General features: G+C 62.9%; 20 protein-coding genes and 1 riboswitch. Of the genes, 17 read left to right on the top strand and 3 right to left on the bottom strand.

Annotated features, from left to right (window positions below; all coding sequences use genetic code 11):
- Position 1 precedes the first annotated feature (1 nt).
- Positions 2–1,060 carry a phosphoribosylformylglycinamidine cyclo-ligase gene (gene purM / locus CKW07_RS06045; protein ID WP_095144033.1) on the bottom strand — a complete coding sequence of 353 codons (1,059 nt, stop codon included), beginning with the start codon at positions 1,058–1,060 and terminating at the stop codon, positions 2–4.
- Between the two features lie 386 nt (positions 1,061–1,446).
- Here purM and CKW07_RS06040 point away from each other — a divergent pair, with 386 nt between their 5' ends.
- The 6 genes from CKW07_RS06040 (at position 1,447) to CKW07_RS06015 (ending at position 6,910) form a co-directional block, all read left to right on the top strand.
- Complete coding sequence (locus CKW07_RS06040; RefSeq protein ID WP_176465277.1) at positions 1,447–2,493, top strand: DUF2066 domain-containing protein; 1,047 nt, start codon at positions 1,447–1,449, stop codon at positions 2,491–2,493.
- A gap of 37 nt (positions 2,494–2,530) precedes the next feature.
- Positions 2,531–3,607 carry an AI-2E family transporter gene (locus CKW07_RS06035; protein ID WP_095144031.1) on the top strand — a complete coding sequence of 359 codons (1,077 nt, stop codon included), beginning with the start codon at positions 2,531–2,533 and terminating at the stop codon, positions 3,605–3,607.
- Between the two features lie 216 nt (positions 3,608–3,823).
- Positions 3,824–4,528, top strand: a complete 705-nt coding sequence (gene hda, locus CKW07_RS06030; RefSeq protein WP_008033543.1) for a DnaA regulatory inactivator Hda — start codon at positions 3,824–3,826, stop codon at positions 4,526–4,528.
- Between the two features lie 213 nt (positions 4,529–4,741).
- A complete protein-coding gene (locus CKW07_RS06025; RefSeq protein ID WP_095144030.1) occupies positions 4,742–5,368 on the top strand; it encodes a C40 family peptidase in 627 nt (208 codons plus the stop codon).
- A 322-nt stretch (positions 5,369–5,690) separates the two neighbouring features.
- Positions 5,691–6,224 (top strand): C40 family peptidase, encoded by a 534-nt coding sequence (locus tag CKW07_RS06020; RefSeq protein ID WP_095144029.1) that lies wholly within the window; start codon positions 5,691–5,693, stop codon positions 6,222–6,224.
- A gap of 23 nt (positions 6,225–6,247) precedes the next feature.
- Positions 6,248–6,910 (top strand): class I SAM-dependent methyltransferase, encoded by a 663-nt coding sequence (locus CKW07_RS06015; protein ID WP_095144028.1) that lies wholly within the window; start codon positions 6,248–6,250, stop codon positions 6,908–6,910.
- Positions 6,911–6,931: 21 nt separating this feature from the next.
- On the opposite strand, the gene CKW07_RS06010 is transcribed toward CKW07_RS06015, so the two are convergent.
- Positions 6,932–8,245: a sorbosone dehydrogenase family protein gene (locus tag CKW07_RS06010; RefSeq protein ID WP_095144027.1), complete on the bottom strand. Its 1,314-nt coding sequence runs from the start codon at positions 8,243–8,245 to the stop codon at positions 6,932–6,934.
- Between the two features lie 63 nt (positions 8,246–8,308).
- Complete coding sequence (locus CKW07_RS06005) at positions 8,309–8,893, bottom strand: hypothetical protein (protein ID WP_095144026.1); 585 nt, start codon at positions 8,891–8,893, stop codon at positions 8,309–8,311.
- A 154-nt stretch (positions 8,894–9,047) separates the two neighbouring features.
- Positions 9,048–9,286: riboswitch (cobalamin riboswitch) on the top strand.
- 80 nt (positions 9,287–9,366) lie between these two features.
- Here CKW07_RS06005 and cobO point away from each other — a divergent pair.
- The 11 genes from cobO (at position 9,367) to CKW07_RS05950 (ending at position 18,783) form a co-directional block, all read left to right on the top strand.
- A complete protein-coding gene (cobO, locus tag CKW07_RS06000) occupies positions 9,367–9,978 on the top strand; it encodes a cob(I)yrinic acid a,c-diamide adenosyltransferase (protein WP_095144025.1) in 612 nt (203 codons plus the stop codon).
- 10 nt (positions 9,979–9,988) lie between these two features.
- Positions 9,989–11,308 carry a cobyrinate a,c-diamide synthase gene (locus CKW07_RS05995; RefSeq protein WP_095144024.1) on the top strand — a complete coding sequence of 440 codons (1,320 nt, stop codon included), beginning with the start codon at positions 9,989–9,991 and terminating at the stop codon, positions 11,306–11,308.
- Positions 11,305–11,955 carry a 5,6-dimethylbenzimidazole synthase gene (bluB, locus tag CKW07_RS05990; RefSeq protein WP_095144023.1) on the top strand — a complete coding sequence of 217 codons (651 nt, stop codon included), beginning with the start codon at positions 11,305–11,307 and terminating at the stop codon, positions 11,953–11,955. The genes CKW07_RS05995 and bluB overlap by 4 nt, the downstream gene beginning before the upstream one ends.
- Entirely contained in the window at positions 11,952–12,860 is a 909-nt protein-coding gene (gene cbiB, locus CKW07_RS05985; RefSeq protein WP_095144022.1) for an adenosylcobinamide-phosphate synthase CbiB, read from the top strand. The genes bluB and cbiB overlap by 4 nt, the downstream gene beginning before the upstream one ends.
- Entirely contained in the window at positions 12,853–13,845 is a 993-nt protein-coding gene (cobD, locus tag CKW07_RS05980) for a threonine-phosphate decarboxylase CobD (RefSeq protein WP_095144021.1), read from the top strand. The genes cbiB and cobD overlap by 8 nt, the downstream gene beginning before the upstream one ends.
- The gene (locus tag CKW07_RS05975; RefSeq protein ID WP_095144020.1) at positions 13,842–15,293 is read left to right on the top strand and encodes a cobyric acid synthase; all 1,452 of its coding nucleotides are present in this window, start codon (positions 13,842–13,844) and stop codon (positions 15,291–15,293) included. The genes cobD and CKW07_RS05975 overlap by 4 nt, the downstream gene beginning before the upstream one ends.
- Before the next feature lie 123 nt (positions 15,294–15,416).
- Positions 15,417–15,938, top strand: coding sequence for a bifunctional adenosylcobinamide kinase/adenosylcobinamide-phosphate guanylyltransferase (gene cobU / locus CKW07_RS05970; protein WP_095144019.1), 522 nt, complete (start codon positions 15,417–15,419; stop codon positions 15,936–15,938).
- On the top strand, positions 15,935–16,990 hold the full coding sequence (cobT, locus tag CKW07_RS05965; protein WP_095144018.1) for a nicotinate-nucleotide--dimethylbenzimidazole phosphoribosyltransferase: 1,056 nt from the start codon (positions 15,935–15,937) through the stop codon (positions 16,988–16,990). Before cobU ends, cobT begins: the two co-directional genes overlap by 4 nt.
- On the top strand, positions 16,987–17,562 hold the full coding sequence (gene cobC / locus CKW07_RS05960; RefSeq protein WP_095144017.1) for an alpha-ribazole phosphatase family protein: 576 nt from the start codon (positions 16,987–16,989) through the stop codon (positions 17,560–17,562). The genes cobT and cobC overlap by 4 nt, the downstream gene beginning before the upstream one ends.
- 2 nt (positions 17,563–17,564) lie before the next feature.
- On the top strand, positions 17,565–18,296 hold the full coding sequence (locus tag CKW07_RS05955; protein ID WP_095144016.1) for an adenosylcobinamide-GDP ribazoletransferase: 732 nt from the start codon (positions 17,565–17,567) through the stop codon (positions 18,294–18,296).
- A gap of 82 nt (positions 18,297–18,378) precedes the next feature.
- The gene (locus CKW07_RS05950; protein WP_095144015.1) at positions 18,379–18,783 is read left to right on the top strand and encodes a MarR family winged helix-turn-helix transcriptional regulator; all 405 of its coding nucleotides are present in this window, start codon (positions 18,379–18,381) and stop codon (positions 18,781–18,783) included.
- Positions 18,784–18,826 lie beyond the last annotated feature (43 nt).

The raw sequence follows: 18,826 nt of genomic DNA, 5'->3' as shown, positions 1-18,826 counted from the left end.
CTCAATGAGCCTTGAGGTTCTTCAGTTCGACCTGGGCGGCGCCTTCGGCAGCCGTGGAGATCTGGCCGATGACCCAAGGTTGCTCGCCGGCTTCACGCAGTACGTTCAGCGCGGTTTCAACGTGTTCCTGGGCGACGCAGATGACCATGCCCACGCCGCAGTTCAGCACGCGGTGCATTTCGGTTTCGTCAACGTTGCCTTTTTCCTGCAGCCAGTCGAAGACGGCGGGGCGCTGCCAGCTGGCAACGTCAACCACGGCCTGGGCGCCTTTTGGCAGCACGCGCGGGATGTTGTCGAGCAGGCCGCCACCGGTGATGTGGGCCATGGCCTTGACGGCGCCGGTGTCCTTGATCAGCTTGAGCAACGGCTTGACGTAGATGCGGGTTGGCGCCATCAGCAGGTCGGTCAGCGGCTTGCCGTCGAGCTGGATGTTCTCGATGTCGGCACCGGACACTTCGATGATCTTGCGGATCAGCGAGTAGCCGTTGGAGTGCGGACCGGAGGATGGCAGGGCAAGCAGGGCGTCGCCGGCGGCCACTTTCGAGCCGTCGATGATTTCCGACTTCTCGACCACGCCCACGCAGAAGCCGGCCAGGTCGTAGTCTTCGCCTTCGTACATGCCCGGCATTTCAGCGGTTTCGCCGCCTACCAGGGAGCAGCCGGACAGTTCGCAGCCAGCGCCGATGCCGGTGACGACCTGAGCGGCGGTGTCGACGTTCAGCTTGCCGGTGGCGTAGTAGTCAAGGAAGAACAGTGGCTCTGCGCCACAGACCACCAGGTCGTTGACGCACATGGCAACCAGGTCGATGCCGATGCTGTCGTGCTTGTTCAGGTTCAATGCCAGGCGCAGCTTGGTGCCGACGCCGTCGGTGCCGGATACCAGCACGGGCTGCTTGTAGCCGGCCGGGATTTCGCAGAGGGCGCCAAAACCGCCCAGGCCGCCCATGACTTCCGGGCGCGCAGTGCGCTTGGCGACGCTCTTGATGCGTTCGACCAATGCTTCACCGGCGTCGATGTCTACACCGGCGTCCTTGTAGCTCAGGGAGGGTTGCTTGCTCATGATCCAGGCCTTTAGGGGGGATTTCTGGGTAACGACCGAGTCTGGCGAGCGTGCTGAACAGGCATGGGCGGGATTGCCGCGCAAGCATTCAGAACACCGGGCCATTGCCGGTCTGCGAAGGCGCGCGATTTTATCAGGCTTGAGGGGCAGCGGCCATCCTCGGGCCGACGGGCAGGGGCATATCGCGTTAAAAAAAACCGAAAATGCTCCGTGCTGGTGGCCTTGCCTGTCGCTGTATAAGGTATAGCGGTTTACCGTCTATGGTTATGACGGTGTGAAAACTTCCATCGATCGTGTGAATGTTTTGCAGGTCTGTGTGGTCACAGCCTTGCTCAAGCCAGTTCATGCGGTCTGTTCCAGCCGCTCTTTGTCGACGGGAATCCCCCATGCGCCTGTGTAAATTTCTGTTTGTGGGCTGTTTGTCGCTGGTCAGCCTGGCGAGCCATGCCCAAACCGTCCAAGGTCTCTATCAAGTCCACGAACCGGTCAGCAGCCAGACTCCGCAGGAGCGTGACCAGGCCACGCAACGCGCGCTCGACACCCTGGTGCTGCGCCTCACGGGTGACGCCCGGGCGTTGCAAAGTCCCGGGCTTGCGGTCATCCGAAAAGATCCGCAACAAATTATCAGTCAGTACGGCTATGACGCCGGGCCACCGGAAAGCCTGAAGGTCGATTTTGACCCGGTGAGTACGGATCGTGCGCTGCGCCAGGCCGGGCTGGCCCTGTGGGGGGCCAATCGTCCGTCGATTCTCGGGTGGTGGCTCAACGACTCGGCCGATGGCTCAAGCCTGGTGGGCGATGGTCAGGTCAGTGCCGAGCCGTTGCAGCGTGCGGCCCAGCATCGAGGCCTGCCGTTGCGCCTGCCGCTGGCGGACCTGAACGAGCAGATCGTGGCCACGGCGCCGAATCTTGATAGCGGCAATCCTGCTCCGTTGCGCAGTGCTTCCGAGCGTTATGGTGCCGATGCCTTGTTGGCGGTGCATGCGCGCGAGGAGGGCGGCCAATGGCAAGCCAAGTGGCATTTGTGGCTGGGCGATCAGCGCGAGCAGGGCAGCGTGCAGGGGGCTGACAGCGCCGCCGTGGCGGATGCGGTGCTGCTGGCGGTGAGCGAGCGCCTGGCGCCGCGCTTCGCGTCCAGGGCCGGGGCGTCCAGCGAGCAATCGTTGCTGGAGGTGCAAGGCATGAATCTCGCGCGCTATGCGGAGTTGGGGCGGTTGCTGGAGCCTTTTTCCGTGCGGTTGCAGCGTGTCGAGGGTGACCGGATTGTCTATCGCGTCAATGGCAGTACCGATCAGTTGCGTTCACAGTTGACGCTGGCGAACCTGCGGGAAGTGCCGGCCAGTGCCACGCCTGCGCCAGTCCAGCCCGTGGTCGCAAGCCAGGTTCCTGTGGTTGCCCCCGTACCGAGGGCGCAGCTGAGTTTCCGCTGGTAGTTTTTCTTTCCTTATATAGAAGCATATGGAGTTGTTCATGGCCGATTCTCGGCGTTGGGTCTGGCTGGCTGGGATCGCCCTGCTATGCGTGTTTGTGTACCTGTTGCATCCGATTCTCACCCCCTTTCTGGTTGCGCTGGGGTTGGCTTACCTGTTCGATCCCTTGGTCGATCACCTGGAAAAATACGGCTTGTCACGAACCTGGGGGGTGGTGGCCGTGTTTGCGCTGTTTACCCTGATCGTCATGGCGTTGCTGCTGGTGCTGGTGCCCATGCTGGCCAAACAGCTGTTTCGTTTGTATGAGCTGGCACCGCAGATGCTCGACTGGTTGCAACACACGGCGATGCCATGGGTGCAGACCCGGATGGGGCTGGCAGACGGCTTCTGGAAGTTCGACAAGGTCAAGGCGGCCATCAGCGAACACATGGGGCAGACCACCGACATTGTTGGAATGGTGCTGAGCCAGGCCACGGCGTCGAGCCTGGCATTGATGGGTTGGCTGGCCAACCTGGTGCTGATTCCGGTGGTGAGCTTCTATCTGTTGCGTGACTGGGACCTGATGATGGGCAAAATCCGCAGCCTGTTGCCACGTGATCGTGAGGAGCGCGTGATGGCATTGGCCGGTGAGTGTCATGAGGTGCTGGGGGCGTTTGTGCGCGGGCAGTTGATGGTGATGCTGGCGCTGGGGGTGATTTATGCCGCGGGCCTGATGCTGGTGGGGCTGGAGCTGGGGCTGTTGATCGGCCTGATCGCCGGCCTGGCGGCGATCGTGCCGTACATGGGGTTTGTGATCGGGATCGGTGCGGCGCTGGTCGCCGGGCTGTTTCAGTTTGGCGGCGACCTGTATCCGATGATCGGGATTGTCGCCGTGTTCATGGTCGGCCAGGCTCTGGAAGGCATGGTGCTGACGCCGTTGCTGGTGGGCGACCGGATTGGCCTGCACCCGGTGGCGGTGATCTTTGCGATCCTGGCCGGTGGCGAGCTGTTTGGCTTCACCGGTATTTTGCTTGCGTTGCCCGTGGCCGCGGTGATCATGGTGCTGGTGCGTCATGTGCATGACTTGTACAAGGACTCATCTATCTACGGCAGCGTGGACGAACCCGAGTCCCGATAGCGGGCGATCCGCCCTGAAAAGGCTGTCGGGCGCTCTTGTACAGGACGCCTGGCTGCCACATGCACCGTCAAACAAACCCCTTCGATCCTTGCAAGTTAACGCAAACCTTTGATTTTGCTTATGGTCTGCCGCATTGTGCGGCCGGCGTCACGGGTATAAACTTTGCAAACTTTACACAGAGGCCACTAACGGTTCGTTTGGAACTGTTCAGTCAGCATGAAACCGATTCAGCTGCCCCTAGGTGTGCGTCTGCGTGATGACGCCACCTTTATCAACTACTACCCTGGCGCCAACGCCGCTGCACTCGGCTATGTCGAACGCCTGTGCGAAGCCGACGCCGGCTGGACCGAAAGCCTGATCTATCTATGGGGCAAGGACGGGGTAGGGCGTACGCACCTGCTGCAAGCCGCTTGCCTGCGCTTCGAGCAGTTGGGGGAGCCGGCGGTATACCTGCCGTTGGCCGAGTTGCTGGATCGCGGTATCGAAATCCTCGACAACCTTGAGCAGTACGAACTGGTCTGCCTGGATGACCTGCAGGCTGTCGCCGGGCGGGCTGACTGGGAAGAGGCGCTGTTCCACCTGTTCAACCGTTTGCGCGACAGCGGTCGGCGCCTGCTGATCGCCGCGTCAACGTCGCCACGGGAGTTGCCAGTAAAGCTGGCTGACCTCAAGTCCCGTTTGACCCTGGCACTGATTTTCCAGATGCGGCCCCTGTCCGATGAAGACAAGCTGCGTGCGCTGCAATTGCGCGCCTCGCGTCGCGGCCTGCACCTGACCGACGAAGTCGGGCATTTTATTCTGACCCGGGGTACACGCAGCATGAGTGCCCTGTTCGAGTTGCTCGAACGCCTCGATCAGGCCTCGCTCCAGGCCCAGCGCAAGCTGACGATCCCCTTCCTCAAAGAAACCCTGGGCTGGTAAAACCGCGGCCTGTAGAGCGTTTCGGCCTATTCAAGGCGTCAGAAAACTCGCTTCCAGAAGGGTGTTTCCGGCGCGCGCAGATTTAAAATGGGCTTAAGCGCTTAGATGTTAAGAGAAAACCGATAAGTCACATTTAAATCGATTGAATTTGCAAATGAGGACGATAGAAGGCATAGTCTCGGCTTCTTTACACCTTCAGCCACGGTCGTGCCCATGCTAAATCGCTTCGCACCCCTCGTGCCTCTCGCACTCGTTACCCTGCTGTTTGGTTGCGCCGCGCACTCTCCAGTGTCCCAGCAAGCGCCCCAGCAACAGGTTCAAAACTCTTCTACCGCACAGTCTTCCGCTCTTTATCAGGAAGAACTGGCAACCGAAAAAGAACTGGCCGATTTTGCTGGCAGCAAGCCTTACCAGTTGCCTGTCCTGGCCGACAGCATCCTTGAACGTGGCATGTCCCTGATCGGTACCCGTTACCGTTTCGGCGGTACCTCTGAAGCCGGTTTTGATTGCAGCGGTTTCATCGGTTACCTGTTCCGCGAAGAAGCGGGCATGAACTTGCCACGCTCCACGCGTGAAATGATCAACGTTGACGCGCCGCTGGTCTCTCGCAGCAAGCTGCAACCTGGCGACCTGCTGTTTTTTGCCACCAATGGTCGTCGCGGTCGTGTCAGTCACGCCGGCATCTACCTGGGTGACAACCAGTTCATCCATTCCAGCAGCAGCCGCAGCGGCGGTGTCCGGGTCGATAGCCTGGGCGACAGCTACTGGAGCAAGACCTTCATTGAAGCCAAGCGCGCACTCGCCATGGCTCCCACGTCGGTCACCACCGCGCGCAAGTAAGCGGTCTGCGTAGCCACTGCGCCCAGGGTGCAATACCCGGGCGCGGCTACCGAAAACTGACCCTCGCCGAGCAATACCTTCATTGAAGCCAAGCGGTCTGCATAGCACTGCAACACCCGGGCGCGGCTACCGAAAATCGACCCTCATCGAGCAATATCCCTTCATTTTGTAATCCCAACTTAAAGTCTTACTTGAAGTTTGGCGCTTAGCCGCTAGAATCCTGATCTATTGTTGATCAACTAACCGCGTAAGCCCTGCTTACGCGGTTTTGTTTTCAGCCTCTCGGCAGAGAACGCCGCAGCCAGATCAGGATGCTCTGTAGATGACGATGTCGGCCCGCCTTGCACTCATGTTCCTCGCAGCGCTGCTCAGCGCCTGTGCCAGTCGTACTCCGCCGCCGGCCAAAGTGGTTCGCGCCCCTGTCTTTGCACCCTCGCAATCATTCTCCCCGGTGGCCGACGACGTGCTGTTCCGCGCGCTGGGCCTGGTGGGCACGCCCTATCGTTGGGGTGGAAATACACCGGATTCGGGGTTTGATTGCAGCGGCCTGATCGGCTACGTCTACCGAGACGCGGCGGGCATCACGCTACCGCGCACCACGAGTGAAATGATCGGCATGCAGGCGCCCAGTGTAGGCAAGACCGCCTTGCAGACCGGTGACGTGATCTTCTTCGCCACCAATGGCGGCTCGCAAGTCAGCCATGCCGGGATCTACGTCGGCGAGGGTCGATTCGTGCATGCGCCGGCCACCGGCGGTACCGTCAAGCTGGACAGCCTGTCCAAAGCCTATTGGCAGAAGGCCTACCTGAGCGCCAAGCGCGTATTGCAGCCGGAGCATCTGGCGCGCAATCCCTAGCGTCCAGTCTCGCAGAGGTTGTCATGACCGCTCGTACGCTCAATCTCGACGATGATCTCTACCACTACCTGCTCGATGTATCGCTGCGCGAAACGCCGCTGTTGCGCCGTTTGCGTGATGAAACCCAGGCGCTGCCCATGGCGCGCTGGCAGGTGGCGCCCGAGCAAGGGCAGTTCCTCGCCCTGCTGATCAAGCTGACAGGCGCCCGGCGCGTACTCGAGGTAGGGACCTTTACCGGTTACAGCGCCCTGTGCATGGCGGCGGCCTTGCCGCAGGACGGCTCGCTGATCTGCTGCGACCTCCCTGGCGATTACAACGCCACGGCGCGCCGTTACTGGCAGGAGGCCGGGCTGGCCGGGCGTATCGAGCTGCGCCTGGCGCCGGCACTGCAGACCCTGGCGCAGCTGGAGCAGCAAGGGCAGGGGGAATGCTTTGACCTGATCTTCATCGATGCCGACAAAGCCAATTACCCGGCCTATCTGGAGAGCGCCTTGCGGCTGCTACGCCAGGGCGGCCTGGCGGTATTCGACAATACGCTGTGGAGCGGCCGGGTACTGGAAAGCAATCCCGCCAGCGAGGATACCCGGGCCATCCAGGCGCTCAATCGTGCCTTGAAGGCGGATGCGCGGGTGGACTTGTCGTTGCTGCCACTGGGGGATGGCCTGACCTTGTGCCGCAAAGTCTAGGCCTCGTCCGGTCGTTGCGGCTCATTGGAGGGCTGACACCCGCCAGATGGTGTTCCCCACATCATCGGCCACCAACAGATTTCCTTGCCGGTCGATCACCACGCCCACCGGCCGGCCCATGGCCTGTTCATCCTGGTCGAGAAAACCGCTCAGCACATCGACAGGCTGCCCGACCGGTTTGCCTGCGCTGAACGGCACGAAGATCACTTTGTAGCCACTGTGGGGTTTACGGTTCCACGAGCCGTGCTGGCCGATAAAGGCGCCTTCGGTGAAGGGCGCCGGCAGTGTGCTTCCTTGTGCGAATGCCAGGCCCAGCGGGGCGGTGTGTGAGCCGACGGCGTAGTCCGGGGCGATGGCCTTGGCGACCAGGTCCGGGTCTTGTGGCGTGACCCGGGTATCGACGTGTTGGCCGTAATAGCTGAACGGCCAGCCATAGAAGCCCCCGTCCTTGACCGAGGTGATGTAGTCAGGTACCAGGTCGTTGCCGAGTTCGTCCCGTTCATTGACGGCAGTCCAGAGTTTTCCGCTGTGCGGCTCCCAGCCCATGCCGTTGGGGTTGCGCAGGCCCGAGGCGAAAATCCGTTGGTTGCCGGTGGCGCGATCAACTTCCCAGATCGCCGCGCGACCTGTTTCCTGCTCCAGGCCATTTTCCGCGATGTTGCTGTTTGAGCCGACGGTCACGTACAGCTTGCTGCCGTCCTGGCTGGCGATGACGTTTTTGGTCCAGTGATGGTTCAGTGTGCCGCCGGGCAGGTCGATCACTTTTATGGGGTTGGAGGTGATCGAGGTGGCGCCGTCTTCATAGTTGAAGCGCAACAGCCGATCCGTATCCGCGACGTACAGATCGTTGCCGACCAAGGCCATGCCAAAGGGTGAGTTGAGGTGTTCAATGAAGGGGGTGCGGGTTTCGGCGTGGCCGTCGTGGTCGGTGTCGCGCAGCAGGGTGATGCGATTCGGGCTGGGCACGCCGGCACCGGCGCGCGCCATGATTTTTTCGGTGATCCAGCCGACCACACCTGTGCCGTCATCAGGCTTGGGTGGGGCGTTGGTTTCGGCCACCAGTACATCGCCATTGGGCAGCACATACAGCCAGCGTGGGTGTTCGAGCCCTTTGGCGAATGCCACGACCTGGGTGCCGGGCGCGGCAATCGGCTTGGCACCGCTTGGCCAGCCCACGGCGGGGGCGATATTCACGGTCGGGATCAGGGTCTTGTCCGGCTCCGGCAGCGTGGGTGAGGGACCGATACCGTCCGACACCTGCAGGCTGGAGGTTTCCCCGCAGGCGGCCAGACCTGCGGCAAGGGTGATAACCAGGGCGAATCGGGGCTTGAACATGCGGGCTTCTCCATGAATGCATCCTTTCAGTCCAGAGGAGTCGGATCGCCTTGAGGTTCAATCTCAGCTACGGGCCTCCTTGAGCAGCACGGCGATACCCGGATGATAGTAGCCGGCTTCGTTGCGCAATTTGCGATAAGCGTAAGGAAAGTACCAGGCCACGGCGCAACAATGTTCCTTTTGCAGGTCGTCGACCATGTCCTGGAGTTCTTCCGGTGTGGCGCTGTGCTGGAGTTTTTGCGGGGCGACGAACAGGCAGCCGATTTTCAGTTCGCTGGCATAGGCGATGGTCTTGGCGTCGCTGGCAATGTCCAGCAGCGCTTGGGTGAGGTTCAGTTGGTTGACCCGTGGCCAGCGTTGTGTGGCTTGAAGGTAGGCGCGTTGCTCCTGGTTGGCGATGAGCAGGTCGGCACGGCCATTGCGCTCGCCTTCCTCGATCTGCTTTTTGGTGGGCGCCTGTTCCAGGGTGACCATCTCCGCCATCCAGGCCGCCGCTGAAAGCAGGCTCAGGTTGGCGCGTTCATCAAACCAGTAGGGGCTTTCGTTATCGCCACGCACTGCGTTGTAGCGATCGATACAGTCAAACCAGCGCTCCAGTACCGGGCGTAGAAATTCCAGTTTCGGGTTACTGATGATCATGCCTTGCATGGTGCTCGCCCTTTTTATTGTGGTGTCAGGTTGTGGCTATTTGATATCACTGCTTGAAGTCTGGCACAACAAGGGCGTCGGTTTATTGATCGGGGTCTGTTTCTGTCGCGGCATGAGCCCGGCATTAATTGACGCTCCACCCCCAACCCTCTAACCTTCGCGACTTGTTTCAGGTGCTCGGTGACCCGCTGGTCGATCGAGTGAAACAGGGAAGCCGGTGAGGGCGCGCTCTTCGACAGAGCGGGCAACGATCCCGGCGCTGCCCCCGCAACGGTAAATGAGTGAAGATCGCGCCTTGAGCCACTGTGTCGACGTTCGACATGGGAAGGCGCGCGGTCCGGCCAAACCAGCCGCTCATGAGCCCGGAGACCGGCCTGATCCATCCAGCGGCATCACGGTGGGCGATGCCAGGCTTCCTGCCGTCTGTTTCCATGCCTGCCCGCCGTTATCCAGCCTCAACGGAGAGCTCCCCCATGACTGATTCCCCTGATCGTGACGAACGCCATCTGGCGCGCATGCTGCGCAAGAAAGCCGTGATCGATGAACGCATTGCCAACTCGCCGAACGAGTGCGGCCTGCTGTTGGTACTGACCGGTAACGGCAAAGGCAAAAGCAGTTCGGCGTTCGGCATGCTGGCCCGGGCCATGGGCCACGGCATGCAGTGCGGTGTGGTGCAGTTCATCAAGGGGCGTAACAGCACGGGCGAGGAGTTGTTCTTCCGGCGCTTCCCGGAGCAAGTGCGCTTCCATGTCATGGGCGAAGGGTTTACCTGGGAGACTCAGGATCGCCAGCGCGACATCGCGGCTGCCGAAGCCGCCTGGGCCGTATCCCGTCAGTTGCTGAATGATCCGGCCATCGGCCTGGTGGTGCTCGATGAACTGAACATTGCCCTCAAGCACGGTTACCTCGATCTGGATCAGGTGCTCAGCGACTTGCAGGCGCGCCCACCGATGCAGCATGTGGTCGTCACCGGTCGTGCCGCCAAGCCGGAAATGATCGAACTGGCGGACACCGTCACCGAAATGGGCATGATCAAGCATGCGTTCCAGGCCGGGATCAAGGCGCAAAAGGGTGTCGAGCTATGAGCCTTTCCATATGAATAGCCGTCGATACTGCCCGGCGGTGCTGATTGCCGCGCCGGCCTCCGGCCAGGGCAAGACCACCGTCACCGCGGCGCTGGCCCGCTTGCATCGTAATCAGGGGCGCAAGGTCCGGGTGTTCAAATGCGGCCCGGACTTTCTCGATCCGATGATTCTCGAGCGCGCCAGCGGTGCGCCGGTGTACCAACTCGACATGTGGATGGTCGGCGAGCAGGAAAGTCGCCGGCTGTTGTGGGAAGCGGCCGCTGAGGCCGACCTGATCCTGATCGAAGGGGTCATGGGGTTGTTCGACGGCACGCCGTCCAGTGCGGATCTGGCACGGCATTTTGGCGTTCCGGTGCTGGCGGTGATCGATGGCACCGCCATGGCGCAGACGTTCGGTGCGCTGGCCCTGGGCCTTGCGCGTTATCAGCCGGACCTGCCGTTCGCCGGGGTGCTGGCCAACCGGGTCGGCACCTTGCGTCACGCGCAGTTGCTCGAAGGCAGCCTGACCGAAGGCCTGCGCTGGTACGGCGCCTTGTCCCGGGAAACCGGCATCGAGTTGCCGAGCCGTCACCTGGGGCTGGTGCAAGCCAGTGAGCTGAACGACCTGGACCTGCGCCTCGACGCCGCTGCCGAGGCCCTGGCCAGCAGTTGCGAAGTGGCATTGCCCCCGGCCGTCGAGTTTGCCGCGCCCGATGTGATCACGGCCGAGCCATTGCTGGCGGGTGTGCGCATTGCCGTGGCGCGCGATGAAGCCTTCGCCTTTACCTATGGTGCGAGCCTGGACCTGCTGGGGGCGATGGGGGCCGAGTTGCGTTTCTTTTCGCCGATCCGCGACCGCGAGTTGCCGGAGGCTGACAGTTTGTATCTGCCGGGTGGTTACCCGGAGTTGCACCATGTCGCCCTGGCTGAAAATACCTCGATGCTCGACGCCATCCGCGCTCACCATGGTGCCGGTAAACCGTTGCTCGCCGAATGCGGCGGCATGCTGTATTTGCTCGACTCGCTGACCGATGTCGAGGGCACGCGGGCGGCGCTGGTGGGCTTGCTGGCCGGTGAGGCGGTGATGCAAAAGCGCTTGGCGGCCTTGGCGTTGCAGGCGGTCGACCTGCCCGAGGGCTCGCTGCGTGGCCACACCTACCACCACTCGTTGACCCGTACCGAGCTTGAGCCGATTGCCCGTGGCCTGAGCCCCAACGGCGGACGAGGCGCGGAGGCGGTTTACCGTGCCGGAAGGATGACCGCTTCATACGTGCACTTTTATTTCCCGTCCAATCCGTCGGCGATTGCCGCGCTGTTTGCGCCTGACCTTGAGACCGTGAAGAAACCATGACTGACAATGCCTTCAGTCCGGCCGAGCGCGATGCGGTGTATCGCGCCATCGCCGAGCGTCGCGACATGCGTCATTTCAGCGGTGGCACGGTCGAACCGGCGCTGCTGCGGCGCCTGCTCGAAGCGGCGCACCAGGCGCCCAGCGTCGGCCTGATGCAGCCCTGGCGGTTTATCCGCATCAGTGACCGGGCATTGCGCGGCCAGATCCAGCACCTGGTGGAAGAGGAGCGGGTGCGTACCGCCGAGGCGCTGGGCGAACGCTCCGATGAATTCATGACGCTCAAGGTCGAAGGCATCAACGATTGCGCCGAGGTGCTGGTCGCCGCGCTGATGGATGATCGCGAGCGGCACATCTTTGGTCGGCGCACCTTGCCGGAAATGGACATGGCGTCGCTGTCCTGCGCGATTCAAAACCTTTGGCTGGCGTCGCGTGCCGAAGGCCTGGGCATGGGCTGGGTGTCGTTGTTCGAGCCCCAGGCCCTGGCTGACTTGCTGGGCTTGCCGCCCGGGGCCAAGCCGCTGGCGGTGTTGTGCCTGGGGCCGGTCGAGGCATTCTATCCGGCGCCGATGCTGGTGCTCGAAGGCTGGGCGCAAGCGCGTCCGCTCAGTGAACTGTTGTACGAAAATGTCTGGGGAGAGAGTCAATGAGTGTGGCCTTGCTGAGTGTCGCCGGGGTAGCGCTGGATGCGCTGCTGGGCGAGCCCAGGCGCTGGCATCCGCTGGTGGCGTTCGGCCGTTTTGCCGATCGCATCGAACAACGTTTCAATGCGGGCGGCCGTGGCTGGCGCAGTCACGGGGTCACCGCGTGGGTGATTGCAGTGTTGCCGCTGACCCTGTTGGTCACCGCGTTTTCCTGGTTGCCCTACCTGGGCTGGATCGTCGAGATTCTCGCGCTGTATTGTGCGCTGGGCCTGCGCAGCCTCGGCGAACACGTCGAACCGGTGGCCCAGGCCCTGCGCAGCCATGACCTGGAGGAAGCCCGTACCCGCGTCGGTTATCTGGTCAGTCGCCAGACCAGCGAACTGGATGAGACCGCGGTGGCCCGGGCGGCCACCGAGTCGGTGCTGGAGAACGGCAGCGATGCGGTGTTTGCCGCGCTCTTCTGGTTTGCCGTGGCCGGCGCGCCGGGGGTGGTGCTTTATCGCCTGAGCAACACCCTTGATGCCATGTGGGGTTATCGCAACGAGCGCTTTGAGCGCTTCGGTTGGGCGGCGGCGAAAATCGACGACATGCTCAACTATATTCCGGCGCGGCTGGTGGCCCTGACCTATGCGCTGCTAGGCAAGACCCGTCTGGCGCTCAAATGCTGGCGCACTCAGGGTCCCACGTGGGACAGCCCCAACGCCGGGCCGGTGATGGCCGCGGGTGCCGGGGCACTGGGGGTCGAACTGGGCGGGGCGGCGATCTATCACGGTGAGCTGCATCAGCGTCCGCAATTGGGCGAGGGCGTGCCAGCAGACGCCGACTCGATTGACCGCGGCTGGCAATTGGTCCAGCGCGGGGTATGGTTGTGGCTGCTGATTCTCTGTGTGGGGGCCGAGTTTTATGCTTGAACACGGTGGCCGCCTGCGCAAGGCGGCTTTGCACTATGGCATTGCCGAAGCCGATTGGCTTGACCTCTCCAGCGGTCTGGCACCCTGGCCCTGGGCTATCCCGCAGATTCCGTTGCGTGCCTGGGCGCGCTTGCCGGAAACCGAAGACGGCCTGGAGCAGGCCGCTCGGGAATACTACGGTGCGAGTCATGTGTTGCCTGTCGCCGGTTCCCAGGCCGCCATCCAGTTACTGCCGCGCCTGCGTCGTGCCGGCAAGGTCGGGGTGCTGTCGCCGTGTTATGCCGAGCACGCCGAAGCCTGGCGCCGCAACGGTTACATCGTGCGTGAAGTGGTGGAGCAGGAAGTCGATTTTTTCCTCGACAGCCTCGACGTGCTGGTGGTGGTCAATCCAAACAATCCCACCGGCCTGAGCCTGACCCCGGAACGCCTGCTCGAATGGCATGCGCGCCTGGCGCAGCGTGGCGGCTGGCTGGTGGTGGATGAGGCGTTCATGGACAACACCCCGCAGTTGAGCCTGACGGCATTTGCCGATCAGGTCGGCCTGATCGTATTGCGTTCGTTCGGCAAGTTTTTCGGCCTGGCCGGGGTGCGGCTGGGCTTTGTACTGGCCGAGCGCAAGTTGCTCAAGCTGCTCGCCGAACAGGTCGGTCCCTGGACCGTCAACGGGCCGACGCGGGTCCTGGCGCAAGTCTGTTTACGCGATACCCAGGGGCATGCCCTTCAGCGCGAGCGCAGCGAGCACGCGAGCCAGCGCCTGGCGCAGGTCCTTGAGTGCCATGGCTTCAAACCCCAGGGCGGCTGCGCGCTGTTTCAGTGGTTGATCACCGATCACGCCGAGCACCTGTACGAATTCATGGCCCGGCAAGGCATTCTGCTGCGTCTGTTCACCCACAACAGCAGCCTGCGTTTTGGCTTGCCGGCCGATGAGGCCGATTGGCTGCGCCTCGAACACGCCTTTGCCGGCTACGCCAAGGAAACCCCATGACCACGCTGATGGTGCAAGGCACCACCTCCGATGCCGGGAAAAGTACCCTGGTCACCGCGCTGTGCCGCTGGCTGACGCGCCAGGGGGTCGCCGTGGTGCCGTTCAAGCCGCAGAACATGGCGCTCAACAGTGCGGTCACCGCCGACGGCGGTGAAATCGGTCGCGCACAAGCGGTGCAGGCCCAGGCCGCCCGCCTTGAGCCGCACACCGACATGAACCCGGTGTTGCTCAAGCCCAACAGTGACACCGGTGCGCAAGTGATCATTCACGGTCGTGCCGTGACCAGCATGAATGCGGTCGCCTATCACGATTACAAAGTCATCGCGATGCAGGCGGTGCTCGCGTCTCACGAACGGCTGAGCGCGGCCTATCCGGTGGTGATGGTCGAAGGGGCTGGCTCGCCGGCGGAGATCAACCTGCGGGCCGGCGACATCGCCAACATGGGCTTTGCCGAAGCGGTGGATTGCCCGGTGGTATTGATTGCCGACATCAATCGCGGCGGGGTCTTCGCCCATCTGGTCGGCACGCTGGAGTTGCTGTCTGCCACCGAGCAGGCGCGGATCAAGGGTTTCATCATCAACCGTTTCCGTGGCGACCTCGCCTTGTTGCAGCCGGGGCTGGACTGGCTCGAAGCCCGTACCGGCAAGCCGGTGATCGGCGTGCTGCCCTATGTCATGGACCTGCACCTGGAGGCCGAAGACGGTATCGACCAGCGTCAGGCCGACAAAGCCGAGCAAGTGCTCAAGGTGGTGGTGCCGGTGCTGCCGCGTATCAGCAACCACACCGATTTCGACCCGCTGCGCCTGCACCCTCAGGTTGACCTGCAGTTTGTCGGCCCTGGCCAGCCGATTCCGCCGGCCGACCTGGTCATTTTGCCGGGTTCCAAAAGCGTGCGAAGTGATTTGGCCTACCTGCGTGCCAATGGCTGGGACACCGCCATTGCCCGTCACCTGCGCTACGGCGGCAAAGTGCTGGGTATCTGCGGAGGCCTGCAAATGCTTGGTGAGCAGCTGCACGACCCGCTGGGGCTGGAAGGGGCGGCAGGTTCCAGTGCTGGCCTGGGCTTGCTGGCGTTCGAGACCGTGCTTGAGGCAGAAAAGCAGCTGCGCAATGTGCGTGGTCGCCTGGTGCTGGAAAACGCTGACGTCAGCGGCTATGAAATTCATGCCGGGGTGACCACTGGCCTTGCCCTGGAACAGGCGGCGGTACGGCTGGACGATGGTCGTAGCGACGGTGCGCAGAGCGCCGATGGCCAGGTGCTCGGTACTTACCTGCACGGATTGTTCGAGTCCCCGGCGGCGTGCGGCGCGTTGTTGCGCTGGGCCGGTTTGCAGGCGGTGCAGGAGGTCGACTACCACGGCTTGCGTGAGCGCGATATCGAGCGCCTGGCCGACCTGGTGGAAACGCACCTGGACACTGGTTTGCTGCGTGAACTCTGTGGCTTGTAGGGGGGCAGTACCGCCCATTTCGCGGGCAAGCCTGCTCTCTCATGGGGTCGCCGCGTGCCTGTGGGAGTGGGCTTGCCCGCGAAGACTGAACGCTCCACAGCGCCAATTTCAAGGGATACCACCATGCTGCAATTGATCCTCGGCGGTGCCCGCTCCGGCAAAAGCCGCCTGGCCGAAAAACTTGCCTCCGACAGCGGCCTGGCGGTGACGTACATCGCCACCAGCCAGCCGCTGGACGGTGAAATGAGCGCCCGTGTGGCCCATCATCGCGAGCGTCGTCCACCTGAATGGGCGTTGATTGAAGAACCCCTTGAGCTGGCCCGGGTGCTGCGTGAAACCGCCCGTGCCGAGCGTTGCCTGTTGGTCGATTGCCTGACCCTGTGGCTGACCAACCTGCTGATGCTCGACAGCCCCGAGCGCCTGGCGCAAGAACGTGAAGCCCTGCTCGATTGCCTGGCCGCGTTGCCGGGTGAGATTGTGCTGGTCAGCAACGAGACCGGCATGGGTGTCGTGCCGCTGGGCGAACTGACTCGCCGCTATGTCGATGAAGCCGGTTGGTTGCATCAAGCCCTGGCTGAGCGCTGTCAGCGTGTCGTACTGACCGTCGCCGGCCTGCCCCTGACTCTGAAAGGTACCGCGTTATGAGCGATTTCTGGTGGCTGAACCCGTGCAAGCCGATTAATACCCAGGCTCATGAGCAAGCGGCGGCCCGGCAGCAGCAACTGACCAAACCGGCCGGCTCCCTCGGGCAACTGGAGGCGGTTGCCGTGCAACTGGCGGGCTTGCAAGGGCGGGTCAAGCCGAACGTCAATCAGCTGTGGATCGCCATCTTTGCCGGCGACCATGGGGTGGTCGCCGAGGGCGTTTCGGCGTTCCCACAGGAAGTCACCGGGCAAATGCTGCATAACTTCGTCACGGGTGGTGCTGCCATCAGTGTCCTGGCGCGGCAGCTGCAAGCGCGGCTGGAGGTGATCGACCTGGGCACCGTGACGCCGTCATTGAGCCTGCCGGGCGTGCGCCATCTGCACATCGGGCCAGGCACTGCGAACTTTGCCCAGGGCCCGGCCATGACTCGCGGCCAGGGTGAGCAAGCCTTGCAGGCCGGCCGCGACAGTGTGTTGCGGGCCATCGCCGAAGGCTCGGAGCTGTTTGTCGGTGGCGAGATGGGCATCGGCAATACCACGGCGGCCAGTGCGCTCGCGTGTGCCTTGCTTGAGTGTCCGGTGGCGCACCTCACCGGGCCGGGCACCGGTCTGAGCGTCGCGGGCGTGAGTCACAAAGCCCAGGTTATCGAGCGTGCCCTGGTGTTGCATGCCGCTGAGCGGGGCGACCCGTTGCAGACCTTGTTCAACCTCGGTGGCTTTGAGATCGCGGCGTTGGTCGGCGCCTATCTGGCCTGTGCCCAGGAAGGGCTGGCGGTGTTGGTGGATGGTTTCATTTGCAGTGTTGCCGCGCTGGTCGCGGTACGTCTCAACCCGGCTTGCCGCCAGTGGCTGCTGTTCGGCCATCGCGGGGCAGAGCCGGGCCACCGTCATGTGCTGGAGTCCTTGAACGCTGAACCTTTGCTCGACCTCGGTCTGCGCCTGGGCGAGGGCAGTGGGGCGGCACTGGCGGTGCCCTTGTTGCGACTGGCCTGCGACCTGCACGGGCAAATGGCGACCTTCGCGGAGGCGGCGGTGGCTGATCGTCCGGCATGACCTTGCATCTGGATCTGCTGCGCCACGGTGAGACCGAGCTCGGCGGCGGCTTGCGTGGCAGCCTGGACGACGCACTGACCGACAGCGGCTGGGAGCAGATGCGGGCGGCCGTGATGGATCGAGGGCCGTGGGATCGCCTGGTCAGTTCGCCGTTGCAGCGCTGCGCGCGTTTTGCCGAGGCACTGGGTGAGCAGTTACAGCTGCCAGTGATGCTGGACAAGGATCTGCAGGAACTGCACTTTGGCGCCTGGGAAGGACGTAGTGCGGCGGCGTTGATGGAGACCGATGCGGATGCCTTGGGGCGGTTCTGGGCCGACCCTTATAGCTTCACGCCGCCCCAGGGTGAACCGGTCACAGCGTTTTCGGCGCGGGTGCTGGCGGCGGTCGAGCGCTTGCATCAGGCCTATGCCGGGCAGCGAGTGTTGCTGATCAGTCACGGCGGGGTCATGCGTTTGTTGTTGGCGCGGGCGCGGGGCTTGCCGCGTGAGCAACTGCTCAACGTCGAAGTCGGCCATGGTGCGATGTTCTCATTGCGCGTCGAGGCCGACGGGATGCTTGGGGGCGAGGGCTGAACATGTTGCCGTTCTGGATTGCCCTGCAGTTTCTGAGCAGTTTGCCGGTTCGTCTGCCGGGCATGCCATCGCCCCAGGAGCTGGGGCGCTCCTTGCTGTTTTATCCGCTGGTGGGGCTGCTGTTCGGCGTGTTGCTGTGGGCGTTGAACGGGCTGTTGCTCGGTACGCCGACGTTGCTGCACGCGGTGATTCTCTTGAGCGTCTGGGTGGTGCTCAGCGGTGGCTTGCACCTGGATGGCCTGGCCGACAGCGCTGACGCCTGGCTGGGCGGTTTTGGCGATCGCGAGCGTACCCTGACCATCATGAAGGACCCGCGCAGCGGCCCGATCGCAGTGGTGACGCTGGTGCTGGTGCTGTTGCTCAAGTTGGCAGCGTTGCTGGCACTGATCGAGCAGCACGCCACGATCGGTCTGATCCTCGCGCCGTTGATCGGCCGCAGTGCGTTGCTGGGGTTGTTCCTCACGACCCCGTATGTGCGTGCCGGTGGCTTGGGCCAGGCACTGGCCGATCACTTGCCGCGCCAGCGGGGTGTGCAGGTCATGGTGCTCAGTGCCGTGGCTTGCGTGTTGATCGGCGGTTGGAGCGGTGTGTTTGCCCTGGTGTTGGCGGTTCCCGTGTTTTTCGGCTTGCGGCAGGTGGTGTTGCGCCGCCTGGGTGGGACGACCGGGGATACTGCCGGTGCCGTGCTGGAGTTGCTGGAAGTGGCAGTGCTGGTCGGGTTGGCGCTGGCCTGAAGGGTATTTTGCCCACGTATCTGCCTGCGCTCGTGCGATCATTGAGCTTGCGTTCGCTGAATCACGGGTATATACACGCACCATGCTAGCTTCTCAATGTTTATGCACCAACCTGCGTCGCGCTGCTCGAGGCGTCAGCAGGTTTTACGACGGCGCCCTCGACGGCTTCGGGATCAATGTTGCGCAGTACTCCTTGCTGTGCAATTTGCAGCGCCTGGATCAGCCGAGTATTTCCGCCCTGGCTGAAGCCATGGGGCTGGACCGCAGCACGCTGGGGCGCAACTTGCGGGTGCTGGAAGGCGAGGGGCTGGTGCGCATGGTTGAGGGTGAAGACCAGCGTAATCGCATCGTGCAACTAACTGACGCGGGGCGCGAACGCCTGGCAGCGGCCTTGCCGGCCTGGGAAGCGGCCCAGCAACGGCTGATCGATCGCCTGGGCGCCGAGAAGCGCGCCACCTTGCTGGCCTTGCTGGATGAACTCGCATGAAGCGGGTTTTTTCGATTTTAAACGGGTATATGCCCGTAATTGG

Origin of the sequence: Pseudomonas sp. Irchel s3b6, from assembly GCF_900187415.1 — a bacterium.
In the GTDB taxonomy this organism is placed as follows: Bacteria; Pseudomonadota; Gammaproteobacteria; order Pseudomonadales; family Pseudomonadaceae; genus Aquipseudomonas.
This window is presented reverse-complemented; position numbering and strand designations above follow the sequence as displayed.

What these genes read in the sequence shown, in the direction of transcription:
- purM (WP_095144033.1), bottom strand. Translation starts at nt 1,060, where the DNA reads ATGAGCAAGCAACCCTCCCTGAGCTACAAGGACGCCGGTGTAGACATC.
- CKW07_RS06040 (WP_176465277.1), top strand. Translation starts at nt 1,447, where the DNA reads ATGCGCCTGTGTAAATTTCTGTTTGTGGGCTGTTTGTCGCTGGTCAGC.
- CKW07_RS06035 (WP_095144031.1), top strand. Translation starts at nt 2,531, where the DNA reads ATGGCCGATTCTCGGCGTTGGGTCTGGCTGGCTGGGATCGCCCTGCTA.
- hda (WP_008033543.1), top strand. Translation starts at nt 3,824, where the DNA reads ATGAAACCGATTCAGCTGCCCCTAGGTGTGCGTCTGCGTGATGACGCC.
- CKW07_RS06025 (WP_095144030.1), top strand. Translation starts at nt 4,742, where the DNA reads ATGCTAAATCGCTTCGCACCCCTCGTGCCTCTCGCACTCGTTACCCTG.
- CKW07_RS06020 (WP_095144029.1), top strand. Translation starts at nt 5,691, where the DNA reads ATGACGATGTCGGCCCGCCTTGCACTCATGTTCCTCGCAGCGCTGCTC.
- CKW07_RS06015 (WP_095144028.1), top strand. Translation starts at nt 6,248, where the DNA reads ATGACCGCTCGTACGCTCAATCTCGACGATGATCTCTACCACTACCTG.
- CKW07_RS06010 (WP_095144027.1), bottom strand. Translation starts at nt 8,245, where the DNA reads ATGTTCAAGCCCCGATTCGCCCTGGTTATCACCCTTGCCGCAGGTCTG.
- CKW07_RS06005 (WP_095144026.1), bottom strand. Translation starts at nt 8,893, where the DNA reads ATGCAAGGCATGATCATCAGTAACCCGAAACTGGAATTTCTACGCCCG.
- cobO (WP_095144025.1), top strand. Translation starts at nt 9,367, where the DNA reads ATGACTGATTCCCCTGATCGTGACGAACGCCATCTGGCGCGCATGCTG.
- CKW07_RS05995 (WP_095144024.1), top strand. Translation starts at nt 9,989, where the DNA reads ATGAATAGCCGTCGATACTGCCCGGCGGTGCTGATTGCCGCGCCGGCC.
- bluB (WP_095144023.1), top strand. Translation starts at nt 11,305, where the DNA reads ATGACTGACAATGCCTTCAGTCCGGCCGAGCGCGATGCGGTGTATCGC.
- cbiB (WP_095144022.1), top strand. Translation starts at nt 11,952, where the DNA reads ATGAGTGTGGCCTTGCTGAGTGTCGCCGGGGTAGCGCTGGATGCGCTG.
- cobD (WP_095144021.1), top strand. Translation starts at nt 12,853, where the DNA reads ATGCTTGAACACGGTGGCCGCCTGCGCAAGGCGGCTTTGCACTATGGC.
- CKW07_RS05975 (WP_095144020.1), top strand. Translation starts at nt 13,842, where the DNA reads ATGACCACGCTGATGGTGCAAGGCACCACCTCCGATGCCGGGAAAAGT.
- cobU (WP_095144019.1), top strand. Translation starts at nt 15,417, where the DNA reads ATGCTGCAATTGATCCTCGGCGGTGCCCGCTCCGGCAAAAGCCGCCTG.
- cobT (WP_095144018.1), top strand. Translation starts at nt 15,935, where the DNA reads ATGAGCGATTTCTGGTGGCTGAACCCGTGCAAGCCGATTAATACCCAG.
- cobC (WP_095144017.1), top strand. Translation starts at nt 16,987, where the DNA reads ATGACCTTGCATCTGGATCTGCTGCGCCACGGTGAGACCGAGCTCGGC.
- CKW07_RS05955 (WP_095144016.1), top strand. Translation starts at nt 17,565, where the DNA reads ATGTTGCCGTTCTGGATTGCCCTGCAGTTTCTGAGCAGTTTGCCGGTT.
- CKW07_RS05950 (WP_095144015.1), top strand. Translation starts at nt 18,379, where the DNA reads ATGCTAGCTTCTCAATGTTTATGCACCAACCTGCGTCGCGCTGCTCGA.